15 protein-coding genes are annotated in these 16,049 nt (G+C 62.5%); 3 read left to right on the top strand and 12 right to left on the bottom strand.

Annotated elements, in window-relative coordinates; translation table 11 throughout:
- Positions 1-13: 13 nt before the first annotated feature.
- The gene (locus HMPREF3048_RS06360; protein ID WP_070771556.1) at positions 14-778 is read right to left on the bottom strand and encodes a hypothetical protein; all 765 of its coding nucleotides are present in this window, start codon (positions 776-778) and stop codon (positions 14-16) included.
- Positions 779-805: 27 nt separating this feature from the next.
- Here HMPREF3048_RS06360 and HMPREF3048_RS06355 point away from each other — a divergent pair, with 27 nt between their 5' ends.
- Positions 806-1,330, top strand: coding sequence for an NUDIX hydrolase (locus HMPREF3048_RS06355; protein WP_070771553.1), 525 nt, complete (start codon positions 806-808; stop codon positions 1,328-1,330).
- On the top strand, positions 1,327-1,890 hold the full coding sequence (locus tag HMPREF3048_RS06350; RefSeq protein WP_070771551.1) for a glycoside hydrolase family 25 protein: 564 nt from the start codon (positions 1,327-1,329) through the stop codon (positions 1,888-1,890). Before HMPREF3048_RS06355 ends, HMPREF3048_RS06350 begins: the two co-directional genes overlap by 4 nt.
- On the opposite strand, the gene HMPREF3048_RS06345 is transcribed toward HMPREF3048_RS06350, so the two are convergent.
- From HMPREF3048_RS06345 to glnA, 3 genes are all read right to left on the bottom strand, one after another.
- Positions 1,887-2,873: a TDT family transporter gene (locus HMPREF3048_RS06345; protein WP_083316779.1), complete on the bottom strand. Its 987-nt coding sequence runs from the start codon at positions 2,871-2,873 to the stop codon at positions 1,887-1,889. The two genes, HMPREF3048_RS06350 and HMPREF3048_RS06345, sit on opposite strands and share 4 nt — an antisense overlap.
- A gap of 195 nt (positions 2,874-3,068) precedes the next feature.
- A complete protein-coding gene (locus tag HMPREF3048_RS06340) occupies positions 3,069-3,599 on the bottom strand; it encodes a VIT1/CCC1 transporter family protein (RefSeq protein WP_208856598.1) in 531 nt (176 codons plus the stop codon).
- A gap of 214 nt (positions 3,600-3,813) precedes the next feature.
- Entirely contained in the window at positions 3,814-5,280 is a 1,467-nt protein-coding gene (gene glnA, locus HMPREF3048_RS06335) for a type I glutamate--ammonia ligase (protein ID WP_371326164.1), read from the bottom strand.
- Between the two features lie 45 nt (positions 5,281-5,325).
- On the opposite strand from glnA, the gene HMPREF3048_RS06330 reads away from it, so the two are divergent.
- Entirely contained in the window at positions 5,326-5,805 is a 480-nt protein-coding gene (locus HMPREF3048_RS06330; RefSeq protein ID WP_070771549.1) for an RDD family protein, read from the top strand.
- A gap of 28 nt (positions 5,806-5,833) precedes the next feature.
- Here HMPREF3048_RS06330 and HMPREF3048_RS06325 read toward each other — a convergent pair whose 3' ends face one another.
- The 8 genes from HMPREF3048_RS06325 to sucB all read right to left on the bottom strand — a co-directional run.
- Positions 5,834-6,625: a DUF4191 domain-containing protein gene (locus HMPREF3048_RS06325; protein WP_070771547.1), complete on the bottom strand. Its 792-nt coding sequence runs from the start codon at positions 6,623-6,625 to the stop codon at positions 5,834-5,836.
- Positions 6,626-6,668: 43 nt separating this feature from the next.
- Entirely contained in the window at positions 6,669-7,712 is a 1,044-nt protein-coding gene (gene lipA, locus HMPREF3048_RS06320; protein ID WP_070771546.1) for a lipoyl synthase, read from the bottom strand.
- Between the two features lie 5 nt (positions 7,713-7,717).
- The gene (gene lipB, locus HMPREF3048_RS06315) at positions 7,718-8,503 is read right to left on the bottom strand and encodes a lipoyl(octanoyl) transferase LipB (RefSeq protein ID WP_070614604.1); all 786 of its coding nucleotides are present in this window, start codon (positions 8,501-8,503) and stop codon (positions 7,718-7,720) included.
- 33 nt (positions 8,504-8,536) lie between these two features.
- Complete coding sequence (gene gcvH / locus HMPREF3048_RS06310) at positions 8,537-8,923, bottom strand: glycine cleavage system protein GcvH (RefSeq protein ID WP_070422154.1); 387 nt, start codon at positions 8,921-8,923, stop codon at positions 8,537-8,539.
- A gap of 2 nt (positions 8,924-8,925) precedes the next feature.
- Positions 8,926-10,011 carry a glycine cleavage system aminomethyltransferase GcvT gene (gene gcvT / locus HMPREF3048_RS06305; protein WP_070771544.1) on the bottom strand — a complete coding sequence of 362 codons (1,086 nt, stop codon included), beginning with the start codon at positions 10,009-10,011 and terminating at the stop codon, positions 8,926-8,928.
- 17 nt (positions 10,012-10,028) lie between these two features.
- Positions 10,029-12,881 (bottom strand): aminomethyl-transferring glycine dehydrogenase, encoded by a 2,853-nt coding sequence (gcvP, locus tag HMPREF3048_RS06300; protein ID WP_070771542.1) that lies wholly within the window; start codon positions 12,879-12,881, stop codon positions 10,029-10,031.
- A 99-nt stretch (positions 12,882-12,980) separates the two neighbouring features.
- Complete coding sequence (locus HMPREF3048_RS06295; RefSeq protein ID WP_246818861.1) at positions 12,981-14,681, bottom strand: dihydroxyacetone kinase family protein; 1,701 nt, start codon at positions 14,679-14,681, stop codon at positions 12,981-12,983.
- A 73-nt stretch (positions 14,682-14,754) separates the two neighbouring features.
- Positions 14,755-16,049: 2-oxoglutarate dehydrogenase, E2 component, dihydrolipoamide succinyltransferase (gene sucB, locus HMPREF3048_RS06290; protein WP_246818860.1), on the bottom strand; the 1,295-nt coding region annotated here is incomplete at its 5' end.

The following is a 16,049-nucleotide window of genomic DNA, read 5'->3' as shown; positions in this document are numbered from 1 at the left end:
TGAGCGCTGGTAGTTAGCGCTCGAGGCCCCACTTCTCGTTGAACGCCTCACCGGCGGGGAACGTCTTGGTGGACCTGCCGTCCTTCTTGTCGTTGTCCACCACGATGACCTCGTCGTCGTAGTAGCCGAAGAACGCGATGCGGTCGATCTCGTCGGGGCGGTCGAGTTGCTTCCACTGCCGCTCGAGTTGCTTCGCGTCGTAGCCGGTTGCTTCCGCGTCGGTCCAGATCAGTCTGATTTCGTGGAAGTTGTTCTGGGCGGGGTAGACGGCGAAGGACGCGGAGTCAGCGCCTTGGGCTACGGCGAAATCGAAGGTGTTTTGGATGGTGGTGGCGGGTATCGTCGCAAAGCAAAAGCCCCAGAAGTTCACCCGCATGCCGTCTGGGGTGGTCAGCTCGAGCGTGTCTAGGCAGTTCTGCTCGAGCAGGCGTGAGACGTGGCCGGCGAACTCGGTGGAATCGCTCATGACGTACTCGGCGAGATCGCCACGCGCCATCACACCAGTGTTGGTTTTGCCTACCTGCAGGTTCTGGATCAGGTGGGGGCGCACACTCGCCGCCACATTGGCAGGATCGGCCGGGGCCGGGTTAAAGGGGCGCACCGGTTGTGGCAGGGACGCCTCGGTGCTTTCCGCGTCTGCGGTGTATCGCAGCCCGAACACGGCCCCCACCACCGCGGCGACGACGAGTGCGCCGTAGACCGTGACAAACACCGGCGTGGGCACGCGCTGCAGGAAGGTGCGCGTGGGCTGTTCGGGTTCGGTCACGGAAGTGCTCATATCGGAAGGGATTGTACACTCGCACCCATGCCTATCCCGGAGTTCATTGTGGAAACCCGTAAAAAGATCGGCACCGACCTGATGTGGGTGCCCAGCGTGTGCGCGGTGGTGTTGCGCGATTCAGCGGACACCTCCGACTGGGCAGTGCCGGACGTGCTGCTCGTGCGCCGCGCCGACAATGGGAACTGGACCCCGGTGACCGGCATCGCGGACCCGAGCGAGGAGCCTCACATGGCCGCGGTGCGCGAGGTGCTCGAGGAGACTGGTGTGGAGGTCGAGCCGGCGGCAATCCTCGGCGTCGGCGTGGTTGGCCCGGTCACGCACGACAACGGGGATAAGGCGACGTACATGTCGGTGCAGATTCGTTGCGAGGCTACAGACCCCACCGCCGTGCCCATCGTCGGTGACGACGAGTCGGTCGAGGTCGGCTGGTTCCCGATTTCCAACATGCCGGTGACCGACCCGAAGTGGCGCCTGACCATCGCCGATGCCGCAGCGCAGCGGCGCCATCCCGAAAGCTTCACCCCGCGCATGGGGCTGAAGAAGCGGTGAGATTCGGCGTCGACGTCTCCGAATACCAACGAGGCTTCGACTTCACCGGCTTCGACTTCGCCATCATCCGCACCACGGACGGCACCTACCGCGACCCGTGTTTTGAGCAATTGCTTCTCGACGCCACCACCGCCGGCTGCGCCACCTCCACCTACCACTTTCTCCGCGCCCCCTCAGAGGGCACGACGGTGCAGCGGCAGGTGGAGGTGGCGTGTGAGGTGCTCGTCGATACGCAATTGCCCATGTGGCTCGACGTGGAGTCACCCGCGGGGCTTACGCTTGACGACGTCCACACCGCTGTAGAGTGCTTCACCCAAGCTGGCGTGGAAGTGGCCGGGTTTTACACCAACGCCTGGTACTGGCGCCGGCACATGGGGATGGCCAGCCCTGCACAGTTTGGGGAACTCTGGCTCGCGCACTGGGGCGACAACACCGTGACGGACCCGGCGCAGTTGGGGAAGTGGCCGCGCCCGCTCGGGTTCCCGGAACCCGCGGTGTGGCAGTTCACCTCCCGCGGGCGCGTTGGCGGGATCGAGGTCGACCTCAACGTGGCGCGCTAGGCCGCCATCTGGGGCGCAGCCTTCGAGGTCTGGGGCGTCTGCGTCGACTGCGAGTTGTTGTCCCGGCGACCTTCGATAACCCAACTGATGAACCTGCTCGAGCACACCATCCAGTGTGCGAGCAGCAGGAACGGAATTGCCAAGGCAACGGCGTCCAGCCAGTGCGACCCGTTGACCAGCGCCACCTGGTGGCCACCCATGCTCACCGTGCCCGGCGGGAACGTGCACGACCACCAGGCGGGGGAGTACTGCGTCCAGCGTGCGACGTTGGGGTAGAAGGTGACCATGGCGTAGATGGCCAGCGGGATGGACAGCATAAGCGCCACGTAGCCGTAGTGGACCGAGAAGTAGCCGGGGTAGAGGATCTGTAACGCGGTAGTGGATTGGCCGATCACGCCGAGCGGCACCCATGCGGTCGCAGAGTTCGGGCCCGACAGATCAACCTCACCGTGCCAGGCAGCCCAGTAGACGCGCATGAACACCGGCACTGCGGTCAGCAGCGACATGAAGAAAAACACTGTGCCCATGACGTGGTAGATCTGCCCGTAGTCGCGGGCCAGCCAGCCGGCCACAGACGCGGAGATCATCGGGCCGACAAGCGGCAGCCCCCACGTAAACCGTGGTTTTCCTTCGAATCGCGTGAGTTGGATCGCCCAGGTCAAGGTGGTGACGGGCGCGCCGATCCAAAAGCCGACCAGGCGGTACACCGGCACATCCGTCAACCCAGACAGTGCGGCGCCGAGCGCGAGGATTCCGATGAAGAACATCGACCATTCCGCCATTGAGGTGCGTTTGAAGCTCGGCTGGCGGTATGTGACAAAGCCAACCACCAATACAACGAGGATTGCGGAGGCGATCGCTGCGAAGATGCTCGCGCCAAGCATCATGTTCTTTTCGACGAGCAGTCGCGACACGATCGACGTACCCATGAGGCTGCCGCCCCATGCGGGGCCGGCCGGAGGAAGTTGGCGGAGCTTGTTCATCACCCCATGTATGGTAATCCCTTTTGTTGTACCTGGCCATTCGGCAGTTCGGGATACTCATCCTCTGGCACGCGCAGGATGTCGGCGACACTACCGATGTTATGTGAAGTTATGTGGTTTGTGTGGAGTTGTGTGGTTTGGGTGTTTTCCCACGTCAAACGGATACGATCCAAATCGCTACCGCCACTCTGGACACTAAAGTGCAGCGGCGCCGAAGAGCGAACCCACCGCAAAAGTCATCGCTAGGCCGAGTGTTCCACCGACGACGATGCGCAGAACCGGGCGGAGCACCGGGGAATCGCCAAGCTTTGCCGACAGTGCGCCGGTGAGTGCAAGCGCAACGAGCGTCACAGCGAAGATCGACACAATGCGGACGGACTCCGGCGCCAGTATCGCGGTCACAAATGGCAGCACCGCACCCAAGATGAACGACAGGAACGACGCGATACCGGCTGACCATGGATTGACCTGCTGGTGCTCCGCAAAGCCCATGGAGCGCTCCGAGTCGCGTTGCGACGACACCGAGACGTATTCGCCAAGCGCCATCGACACAGCACCACCAACGACGGCGGCCAAACCGGACATGGCAATCGTCGTCTGGTTCGCGGTCGCGCCCGCTACACCCACGACGACAGCCGCCGTGGAGACAATGCCGTCGTTCGCGCCAAGGACGGCCGCGCGGAGGCGGTTGAGCCGCTCGCTGGTGCCAGGCTCAACGTGCTGCATCGGGTGCAGGTCGTACACCACCGGGCAGTCGGCGGAGCAGTCATTGGGGCGTGCCATCAGATCAGTCATAGCGCCCACTATGAACCGATTGTTTTGCCTGCGCAAGCATGTATAGCCTGACCTTCCGCAGGTCAGGCTATACAAAGTTATCTAAGGCTTAGCGGAGAACCACTGCCTATTTCAGCCACCGTCGAGCCGCTGTTTTGCCTCTGATTTAGCAGTCGAAGTACATCTCGAATTCCTGCGGCGTTGGGCGCAGGCGCACCGGGGTGATCTCGTTGTCGTACTTCAGCTTGATGTAGGTCTGAATGAGATCCTCGGTGAACACGTCGCCCTCGGTGAGGAAGTCATGGTCAGCCTCAAGCGCCTGCAGGGCAGCCTCAAGCGAGGTCGGTGCCTGCGGGATGTCCTTGGCCTCTTCTGGTGGCAGTTCGTAGAGGTCCTTGTCCACCGGGGCGTGCGGCTCGATGCGGTTCTTGATGCCGTCGATACCTGCCATGAGCATGGCTGCGAAGCCGAGGTAGGGGTTGCCCGACGGGTCCGGTGCGCGGAATTCGATGCGCTTCGCCTTCGGGTTCGCACCCGTGATCGGGATGCGGATGGCAGCGGAACGGTTGCGCTGGGAGTACACCAGGTTGATCGGGGCCTCGAAGCCCGGCACTAGGCGGTGGTAGGAGTTCAGCGTCGGGTTGGTGAAGGCGAGTACGGCACCTGCGTGCTCGAGCAGGCCGCCGATGTACCAGCGGGCGATGTCGGACAGGCCGCCGTAGCCGGACTCGTCGTAAAACAGCGGCTCGCCGTCCTTCCACAGCGACTGGTGGGCGTGCATGCCCGAGCCGTTGTCACCAGCGAGCGGCTTCGGCATGAACGTGACGGTCTTACCGAACTGGGTGGCAGTGTTCTTGATGATGTACTTGAAGTCCTGCAGGTCATCCGCCGCATGTAGCAGGGTGTTGAAGCGGTAGTTGATCTCCTGCTGGCCGCCGTTGCCCACCTCGCGGTGGAAACGCTCGATCTCAAAACCGGATTCAGCCAGGTTGCGCACCATCGCGTCGCGCACCTCGACGGTCTTGTCGTGCGGCGGGACGGGGAAGTAGCCACCCTTCACACGGTTCTTGTAGCCCAGGTTCGGGCCGCCATCGACATCAGCCTCGGCACCACGGTTCCACCAGCCTTCTTCCGCGTCGATCTCGTAGAACGCAGTATGGGCGTCCACCTCGTAGCGGATGGAGTCAAACAGGTAGAACTCGGCCTCGGCGCCGATCGAGCAGGTGTCTGCGATGCCGGTGGAGCGCAGGTACTCCTCGGCCTTCTTGGCTACGTTGCGCGGGTCGCGCGAGAACGGTTCGTGGGTGAACGGGTCGTTGACAAAAAACTTCACGTTTAGCGTCTTCGAGCCACGGAACTGGTCGAGCTTCGCGGTGGCCAGGTCCGGCATGAGCGTCATGTCGGACTCTTCGATCGTGGTGAAGCCGCGGATGGAGGAGCCGTCGAAAGCGAGGCCCTCTTCCATCACGTCTTCGTCGAACATGGAGGCCGGGATGGAGAAGTGGTGTTCGATGCCGGGCACGTCGGTGAAGCGCACGTCAACGAATTCCACCCCCTCGTCGACAATGAACTTTTTAACGTCTTCGATGTTGTCGAAGGACACGGGCGGTACTCCTCGTCGGTCGGCTGTCATAAGCGGTTACAAGTGTAGACCTGTACACCGCTAGGCTCATAGAGTATGGCTGCTAATCGACGACCTGACTGGCGCAACGGCCCAGAAATCCCTAATCAATTCAACGGCGAGGACCATCTGCCGTCCTATCCGGGGGAGTTCCTCGGCATGCCGGAGAAAGGTGCCGGCTCGCAAGCATCGGTGGCGCGACGCATGGGCGGGGTGCTCATCGACTGGACAATCTGCGCGATCGCTGCATCCCTGATCACCCAGAACACCTCAGCGTTGGGGGACAAGTACACGCTGACCTACCTGCTGTGGATCGTGCTGGGAATCCTGGGAGGCTGGTTGTTCGCCCGCACCCCAGGTATGGCTGCACTCGGCATGGGGGTGGCGCGTGTAGACAAAGAGGCGCCGGTGGGACTGTGGCGCGCAGCGTTGCGCACCGTCCTCACCGGCTTCGTGTTGCCCGCAGCGCTTGTCGACGCCGACGGGCGCGGCATGCATGACCGCGCCACCACCACAACAGTGATCCGTTCCAGGTAGCGAGCGGATCACAGGGGGGATTCGGGGGTTACTTTCCGCCCTTGCGCTCTTGCATACGGCGCATCTTGCGGTTCATACCCGCCATGTTCTGTGCCTGCTTTGGCAGTGGACCACCCGGCAGGCCCGGTATCTGGCCGTTGCGTGCGCGTGAATCCATTGCGTCCAACTTCGCTGCGAGGTTGTATACCTCGTTCTTCTGGTAGTTCTTCGGCAGCTTCAGCAGGTGCTTCTGCAGATCGCGAGTGCGCACCTGGTCTTCGCCTTCACCGACATACACCTCGTAGATCGGTACACCAGCCAGCAGACGGTCGACGCGCTTGTGCTCCTTGGACATCAGGGCCTTCAAACGGTTCGGGTTACCCTCGCCGACCAGGACCACACCCGGGTTGCCCACCACGCGGTGGACGGTGTCCATGGAAGTATTCGCCTGCACGCCGGTCTTAGTCAGCCACACGATGCCCATCGTGTTGCGCATGTTCTCCAGTGTCCAGCCGGCAGCGCCTGGGGTGTCGCCGACCTCTTCGTACATGGAGCGCTCCAGGCGACGGGAGAAGACAAACATTGCCAGCACGGCACCCAGAACGAGGCCGAAGACGAGCCAGAGCCACTTCATGCCCCACCACAGGCCGAGGAGGAAGAATAGCAACCCGACGCCGAGCACACAGGCCAGCATGATCGGGATAAGCGCCTTGTCGCGCTTACGCTGAATATTAAACGCCTGGACGATTTGCCCGCGCGTTGCCTTGCTCTTCGCGCGCTTCGCCGCGCGCTGTTCCTGTTTCGCAGCCTTTGCGGCTGCCTTGTCCTGCGTCTTAGCCATGGCCAATACTGTATGCCACAGCTAAGACGCGGGCCAAAGACCCCTAGTGGGTCTCTACAGGGTGGTCCTCAGACGCGCCGTACTTCTTCAGCAGCGACGAGGCTTCCTGCGCGGTCTCACCCTGAGACGTTTCCGCGAGGTGCTTCAGGTTCTCCGGCAGTTCGAGCCCACGGTGCTTCATTGCTTCCACGTAGAGCTTGCCTGCACGGTAGGAGGAGCGGACCAGCGGACCGGACATGACAGCGCCGAAGCCCATCTCGTAAGCAGCGTCGCGGTACTCGATGAACTCTTCCGGCTTCACCCAACGATCGATCGGGTGGTACGTCGGGCCTGGGCGCAAGTACTGCGTAATGGTAATGATGTCGCAGCCGGCATCAACCAGGTCCTGCAGCGCCTCAAGGATCTCTTCACGGGTCTCGCCCATGCCGAGGATGAGGTTGGACTTGGTGATCAAACCGAAGTCACGTGCCTGGCGGATAACGTCCAGAGATCGCTCGTAACGGAACGCCGGACGGATGCGCTTGAAGATGCGCGGGACAGTCTCCAGGTTGTGGGCGAAGACCTCAGGGCGTGCTTCGAACACTTCCTGGAGCAGATCCGGCTTGCCGGAGAAGTCCGGAGTAAGGTTTTCCACGCCGGTGTTTGGGTTAAGTTCGTGGATCTTGCGGACGACCTCTGCGTATAGCCAAGCACCCTCGTCTTCGAGGTCGTCGCGGGTCACACCGGTGATGGTGGAGTAGTTCAGGTTGAGGCTCTTGACCTCTTCTGCCACGCGACGCGGTTCGTCGCGGTCCAACGGATCCGGTTTGCCGGAGGCGATGTCACAGAAATCGCAACGGCGCGAGCAACGCGATCCGCCGATGAGGAACGTTGCCTCACGCGATTCCCAGCACTCGTGGATGTTGGGGCAGCCGGCTTCCTGGCACACGGTGTGCAGCCCCGCTCCCTTGACCTTTTGCTTCATGTCCTCGTATTCGGGACCGGTCTTTACAGAGTTGCGGATCCAGCGTGGTTTCTTCTCAATTGGTGTCTGCGAGTTGCGCGCCTCAACGCGCAGCAGCTTGCGTCCTTCTGGTGCTACAGTCACGCCCCCTACCGTACATGTTTTGTCAAACCCTTCGACGGGTCCGGCCGAGTGGCAAACGTATGGTCCGCAACCACCAGTTCACCAGCCAAAGCTCGTTTGAGTTCGTGCACGACAGGGCCAGCCATATCGGCAGGCGTGATGTCGCGTCCGAGTTCGAGCGACATGGTGGTCACGTCGGCGTCGTCGATACCGCAGGCGACGATGTGTTCGTAGTGTTCGAGGGTGTTGTCGCAGTTCAGGCTCAGCCCATGCATGGTCACCCCGCGGGTGATGCGGATGCCAAGTGCTGCGATCTTGCGCTCACGTGTCGAGGCCTCAGGGGAGGCCGCCTTGGTTTCAGCGGGTACCCAGACGCCCGAGCGGCCGTCGATACGCCCTGCGGTGGTCACCCCGGCTGCCCGCACGGTCTGAATGAGGGCTTCTTCGAGGCGGCGCACATAATCGACGACGTCTACCGGCTCGGCCAACTTAATAATCGGGTACACCACGAGTTGGCCTTCGCCGTGCCAGGTGATGCGACCGCCACGGTCCACCGTCACAACCGGGACGGGGTAGGAAGCATCCGGCATATCCTCCGGCTGGGTGCGCTTGCCGGCAGTGAATGTGGAGGGGTGCTCCAACACCAGGATGGTGTCGCCCACCTCATCCTTGGCGCGCTGCGCGGCAATCTCGGCCTGAAGATCCCAGGCCTGCTGATAATCCACGAGCCCCAGCTCGCGCACGTCAATGGGCGAGTCTGAGGCTCGGATGGACTTCTCTGCGGGGAAAAACGGGTCACGTGGCGCAGTCATGCGCCCAACCCTAGTCCCCGGCAGAGATGTGTACTACACGCCGTTAGCGGCGCCGTACTCGTCGGCGGTCATGAGCGGGCCGACCTCTTCGACCTCAACCTCGTAGAGCCAGCCTTCGCCGTACGGGTCGTTGTTGATAGCCTCATACGCGCCGTCGATGTCCTCGTTGACAGCGGTGACCGTGCCGGTGACCGGGGAGTACAGATCAGAGACCGACTTGGTGGATTCGATCTCACCGCAGGTTTCGCCTGCGGTGACGGTGTCGCCGACCTGCGGCAGTTCCGCGAACACAACCTCACCGAGGCGGTCAGCAGCGACGTGGGTGATGCCCACGCGTACGGTCTGGCCAACGGCGGTGTCCGGGGTGGCGTTGATCCACTCGTGGTCCTCGGAGTAGTAGAAATCCTGCTTCAGAGCCATAGTTATGCGTCCTCTCGGGTGTAAAACGGGGTTGCTGCAATAGTAAACGGGTAGCGGCGTCCGCGGATATCAATTTCCACTTCGGTGCCCACTTCCGTGTGTGCCGGATCCACATGTGCGAGTGCGACCGGGTATCCCAGCGTCGGCGACGGCTGGCCAGAGGTGACCACGCCGATCTTGGCCTCAGTGCCAGCCAGGTACACGTCGGATCCCTGGCGTGCGGCACGGCGCTGCTCAGACGTCAGACCAGCGATAACGACGCTTGGTTCACGACCAGTGAGCGCCTGCTTACCGACGAAGTCCGCCTCCTTCTTTGCAAACGCCCGGCCCATCCCGGCCTCCACCGGGGTGATGTCAACGGTCAGTTCGTTGCCGTACAACGGCATGGATGCCTCGAGGCGCAGCGAGTCACGTGCAGCCAAACCACACGGGGTGCCAGCGTCGATGACGGCGTCCCACACGGCAACGGTGTCTTCGGCCGCGCAGAACAGTTCGAAGCCGTCTTCACCGGTGTAACCGGTGCGAGCGACAAACACGTCGATTGTCGCTTGGTTCGAGCGAAGCGAGAACCAAGCGCCGGAGTAGTACTCAAGCGCGCCAGCATCGCCGTCCAGCAGCGGGTTGAGCACCTCGAGGGAGCGCGGACCCTGGACGGCAACCAGGCCGGTGGCTTCGGAGTCGTTGCGCAGCTCGACGTCGAAGTCCCCCTTGCGTGCCTCGAACGCCGCCCATACGGCTGCGGTGTTGCCAGCATTGGGCACAACCATGAAGTGGTCGTCGTCGAAGCGGTAGGTGATCAGGTCGTCGAGAATGCCGCCGTGTTCATCGACAATCATCGAGTACTTCGCCTTGCCCACCTTCAGGATGGACATGTTGGAGATCAACGCGTAGTCCAAAAACGCCGCGGCGTCCGGGCCCTTGACGTCGATTTCGCCCATGTGGGACAGGTCGAAAATGCCAACGTCGTTGCGCACCGCGCGGTGCTCTTCCAACTCGGAGGCGTACTTCAGCGGCATGGTCCAGCCACCGAAGTCGGTGAAGGAGGCGTTGAGCGCCTCGTGCTTAGCAAACAGGGGAGTCTGTGGCATGGGTGTTCTCCTTACTCCTAGTTGTCGGTGCCGTTAGTGTCGTCAGTGATGTCGAAGGCCTCCGGCGGCGGGCATGCGCACTGGAGGTTGCGGTCGCCGAATGCTTCGTCAACACGACGCACTGGCGGGAAGTACTTCTGGTGGACGAGACGATCCACCGGGTAGGCGGCCTGCTCACGGGTGAACTCGTACGGCCACTCGTCACGGGCCACGCTGTGCGCGGTGTACGGCGCGTTGTGGACCACGGAGTTTTCGTACTCGATCTTGCCGTCAATGATCTCCTGGATCTCCGCACGGATGGAGCGCATTGCCTCGATGAAGCGGTCGATCTCAGCCAGGTCCTCGGACTCGGTCGGCTCCACCATGAGCGTGCCCGCAACCGGGAATGCCAGGGTAGGGGCGTGGAAGCCGTAGTCCACCAGACGCTTGGCCACATCGGCGGCGGTCACACCGGACTGATCGGTGAGTTCGCGCAGGTCCAGGATGCACTCGTGGCCGACAAGCCCGTTGTTGCCGGTGTAGAGGACCGGGAAGGAGTCGTTGAGTTCCTTCGCAATGTAGTTCGCGTTCAGCACCGCGTGCGCCGTGGCACTGCGCAGTCCTGCCGCACCGGACATGGCGATGTACGACCAGGAAATCGGCAGCACACCAGCCGAGCCAAACAGGGTGGAGGCCACCGGCACGCCAGCCGAGCCGTCGATCTCCGCAGCGGCCTGCTCCAGCGGCACGTTCGGGTTGGACGGCAAGAACGGGATGAGGTGCTCGGCCACACCGATCGGGCCAACGCCCGGGCCACCGCCACCGTGCGGGATGGTGAACGTCTTGTGCAGGTTCAGGTGAGACACGTCGCCGCCGAAGTCGCCAGGGCGGGCGATGCCGGTCAGGGCGTTCATGTTCGCGCCGTCGATGTAGACCTGGCCGCCAGCCGCATGCACCTTGTCACAGACCACGCGCACGTCTTCCTCGTACACGCCGTGCGTGGAGGGGTAGGTGAGCATGATGGCTGCGACGTGGCCTTCGTGCTTGGCCAGCTTCTCGTCCAAGTCGTTGATGTCGATGGAACCATCGGCAGCAGTCTTGACGACGACCACCCGCAGGTTCGCCAGCGTCGCCGACGCGGCATTCGTACCGTGCGCCGACGCCGGAATCAGGCAGATGTCGCGCTCGGTGTCGCCGTTGTCCACGTGGTAGCGACGGATTGCCAACAAGCCCGCCAACTCGCCGTTCGCACCGGAGTTCGGCTGGACGGACACCTCGGCGTAGCCGGTGATTTCGACCAGCCAGGAGCGGATTTCGTCGATAAGTTCGCGCCATCCCTCGGTGTACTCGTCCGGGGTGAAGGGGTGCACGTTGGCAAAATCAGGCCAGGTAATCGCCTCAAGGCCCGCGGTCGGGTTGAGCTTCATCGTGCAGGAACCCAGCGGGATCATCGTGCGGTCCAGCGCCAGGTCCTTGTCGCCGAGTTCGCGGATGTAGCGCATCATCTGGGTCTCAGAGTGGATGCGGTTAAACGTCTCGTGGGTGAGGAACTCGGTCTTGCGCACAAGTGCCGCAGGGATACGAGACTCGCCGGTCGCAGCCTCCGCGCCGAAGCCGGCCAGCAGCGCCGAAACATCCGCATCCGTGGTGTCCTCGCCGAAGGACACGCCGACAGTCTTGTCGTCGATCGCGCGAACGAGGTAGCCTGCCTGCGCAAACTTATCGACGACACCACGCGCCCCCTCAACTTCCACCGCAACAGTGTCGAAGAACTCGGCGTGCTTGACCTTCACGCCAGCCTTCTCAAGAGCGGCAGCAAAATCCGTCGCGCGCTGGTGAATCGTGCGAGCGATCTGCGTCAGCCCGTCCGGACCGTGGTAGACCGCGTACATCGACGCGGTGACCGCAAGCAGTGCCTGAGCAGTACAGATGTTGGACGTCGCACGCTCACGGCGAATGTGCTGCTCACGCGTCTGCAACGCCAGGCGGTATGCGGGGTAGCCCTCCGCATCCTTGGACACGCCAACGAGGCGGCCTGGCATCTGACGCTGCAACTTCTCACGCACAGCCATGTAGGCGGCGTGCGGGCCACCGTAGAACAGCGGCACACCAAGACGCTGCGTGGTGCCGATCGCGATATCTGCACCGAACTCACCAGGGGACTCCAACAGCGTCAGCGCAAGAATGTCCGCGTCAACCGCAACCAGGCCACCACGTTCGTGGATCGCCTCGATCACCGGACGCGGATCCGCAACGTCGCCCTCGGTACCCGGGTAGGCAAACACCGCGCCCACCAGGTCCTCGCCGACAACACCCTCGGTGAGGTCAACAACCTCAACCTCAAGATCAATCGCACGGGCGCGCTCTGCAGCCACGTTGATCACCTGCGGATGCAAACGAGCATCCAACAGCACACGGCGACCCTTCTTCACCACACGAGCCATCAGGCCAACTGCTTCCGCGGCGGCTGAGGCTTCGTCGAGAAGCGAAGCGTTCGCAATATCCAAACCAGTCAGATCCTGCACCATGGTCTGGAAATTCAGCAGCGCCTCCAGGCGCCCCTGAGAAATCTCCGGCTGATACGGGGTATACGCGGTGTACCAGCCAGCATCCTCCACCACACCACGACGAATCACCGGTGGCGTGAGAGTCGAGTTAAAGCCCTGGCCATAGAACGCGCGCAAGACCTTGTTCTTGCCAGCCAACTCACGCAGTCGAGCCTGAGCCTCGTATTCCGTAAGCGCATCCGGCAGATCAAGCGGCTGCTCAGCCAGGATCCCGCCTGGCACCGCTGCAGCAATCAGCGCATCGATACTTTCGTAACCCAGCGCGTCCAGCAATTGCTGCTGTTCATCCTGGTTTGGGCCAATATGACGGGAAATGTAATCCAACTGAAGGCTCCTTATCTCGGGGCGTACGAGCACGCCCAAGCATAGCGGGCAAACACGTCCGTGACACCCACCAATAAGACAAAGCGGTCTACCAGGGTTTTAGAACTCCCTCACGTCCGCTGCACCAAACAACCACGTCACCGCAATCGCGCCAGGATCCGGCACATCCTTTGCGCTTTCGCCCAGGTAGGAGGCCCGGCCCTTCTTCGCCTGCATACCGCGGGTGGACTTTGCGCCCTCAACTGCGGCGGTGAACACTTGCTCCAGGACGTCGTCCACAGTCGCGGCACCGCCGAGTGCTTCGGCGGCTCTTGCCGCGGGCGCGAGGGCGTCGATAAGTGTGTTGTCGCCCTCCTTCGCACCGCCAAGTTCGGTGATGGCCGCCACACCGTCTCGCAGGCCCTCAGCCAGTGCTGTTCCGAATGCCTGGCCGTCCGCGTCCCGCGAATTCACATTGGCGCGCTCAAACACGTCAGCCATCTCGCGGAAGAACGTGCCCAGCACCGCCCCCGACGTACCACCCGCGCGAACCAACATCCGATGGGCGAAGAAGTTCAGCACCTCGGAATCATTGCCCCGAATCGGGGTAGTCATATCACCGAAGGCCGCCTCCATGTTCTGGCCGAAGTCGCCGTCGCCGGCCTCGCGGTCTAGCGCCGTCAGGTCGTCGTAGGCAGCTGCGAGGCGATCCACAAAGGCCGAAAGCCACACGTTTGCCTCGCCACTGTCTGGCTGCTGTTCGTCGTCCGTCATCGTGGCGTCGGAATACTGCGGGTCACGGACCAAATCAGGCCAGGCTGGTGCCTGGGTTTCCGCGTCGAGCAGGCTGATGAGCTCGTCGTCAAGCGCCGTGACTGTAAGCGAAATACCAGCCATGTTCAACGACGTCACTAGCGAGCCACGCATTCCGCGACGCACCGTCACGCCACGATCCGACAGCTGTTTGAGCGCCTCGCCGAAGACCAGATCGAGCTCCAGCTCGCTTGTGCCACCCAGGCCGTTGACAAAGAGCATGGCATCACCCACCGCAACACCACTGTCCTTGAGCGAAGCCAGCACCGCATCGAGTAACTCCTCAACCAGCGCCTGCGCCGACGGCTTCGAATCTGCCTGATCACGACGCTCCACACCCGGCTCACCGTGAATACCAACACCGACCTCAATCTGGCCCTCCTCCAGATCAAACGTTGCACGGTCGCTGGTCGGGGAGTGGCCAGGCTGCAGCGCCACCGCCATGCTTCGCGACTGATCCGCCGCCCGCTGCGCAACCTTCGCAACTGCGTCGAGGTCGTCGCCACGAGCCGCTGCAGCGCCCGCAATCTTCTCGACGATCACCGTCGCCCCCGTACCCCGCCTCCCCGGCGAGTCATCGTTATCGATCTCAGTGGCCACATCGTCAGCCACCAACACCTGCTTCACCTCCGCATCGGCGTGGTTGCCCGCAACGGTGAAGTTCATGACGTCGCCCGTGTAGTTCTTCACCACATGCACAACGCCACGGCCACGGTCTGCCCACTCCGTTGCCGCGCCAATCTGCACCGCGTTCGGGGACGTAAACAGCAGCCCCGGGCAAGCTGCGTCCAGCATCCCCTCGCCGACGAACCCGGCGTGCATCGGCTCGTGGCCCGACCCGCCGCCGGAGATGACGGCGACGCGGGCGGGGGAGTCGTCGTCACGCAAAAGCCCCACGAACCCCTCGTTGTGCCACTCCGCAAAAGGATGCGCGGCCACAAGGCCGCCGAGTGCCTCGCGCATGAAATGTTCAGTGTTGTTGCGGAAAGATTTGAATGTGCCTGTCATGCGCGCCAGTGTAAACATAAAAAGAAGGCCCGGCACTGACATAAATCAGTGCCGGGCTTTCGCCTGCTAGAGGTTAGATATCGAGGTCAGCCTCGAAGTCACCCTCCTCGATGCGGTCCTTGATGGTCGTGACGAAACGACCAGCGTCCGCACCGTCGATCAGCTGGTGATCGTAGGTGAACGGCAGGTAGCACATCTGACGGATCGCGATGGAGTCAATGCCATCCTCGGTCACGATGACCGGGCGCTTCTCAATCGCAGCCGTACCCAGAATGCCAGCCTGCGGCGGGGTCAGCACCGGAGTATCCAGCAGCGCACCCTCGGAACCAATGTTGGTCACCGTGAAGGTTGCGCCAGACAGGTCGTCCGGACGCAGCTTCTTGTTGCGTGCGCGCTCGGCCAGGTCGGTGATCGCCTTCGCAATCTCCGCAAGGTTCTTCTTCTGCGCCTGCTTGATCACCGGCACCAACAGACCCATCGGGGTATCAACAGCGATACCGATGTTGACGTCCTCGTGGTAGGTGATCTCCTTCGCATCCGCGTCGTAGGAAGCGTTCACGTTCGGGTGGGACACAAGCGCCTCTGCCGTGGCCTTGATGAAGAAGGCCAGGTACGTGATGTTTGCGCCATGCTTCTCGACGAACGCCGGCTTCACCTTCTTGCGCAGCTCCGCCACACGGGTGACGTCGACTTCCTGCACGTGGGTGAGCTGAGCAGTGGTCTGCAGCGACTCGACCATCTTCGCAGCGGTGATCTCGCGGATGCGGTTCACACGCTGGGTGGTGCCGATGAGCTCCGCCTTCGCCGGATCCACAGACTTGGTGGACCAGTTAGCGCGCTCGCCCTTCGGCTGCTGCGTCTGCTCCTTCGTCGCAGACGAGGAAGCAGATGCACCCTCAGCCTTGCCGCCCTCGGCAGCAGCCAGGACATCCTGCTTACGGATGCGGCCACCAACACCGGTGCCCTCAACCGTGTTCAGGTCAACGCCGTGCTTCTCAGCCAGCTTGCGCACCAGCGGGGTGACGTACGGGACGTTGTCGCCGTTGTTGACCTTCGCAGAAGCGTTCTTGGAGTCGGTGGATGCAGCCTTCGGCTCTTCCTTCTTCGGTGCTTCCTTCGGCTCCGGCTTCTTCTCTTCAGCCTTCTCCTCGGCCTTTTCCTCAGCCTCTTCGACCTCGGCTTCGTCTTCGTTGGAGTCGTCGGAGGAAGCAGCCGCGTCAGCGTCACCGATGACCACGATGACGTCGCCGACCTCTACGGTGTCGTCCTCTTCAGCGAGGATCTCGATGATCGTGCCAGCAACCGGGGACGGGATCTCAGTGTCGACCTTGTCGGTGGAGACCTCGAGCAGCGGCTCGTCGACCTCAA

The organism is Corynebacterium sp. HMSC075D04 (genome assembly GCF_001815635.1).
GTDB classification, from domain to species: Bacteria; Actinomycetota; Actinomycetes; order Mycobacteriales; family Mycobacteriaceae; genus Corynebacterium; species Corynebacterium coyleae.
The sequence above is the reverse complement of the archived record's forward strand: the minus strand, read 5'-3'. Positions and strand labels throughout refer to the sequence as shown.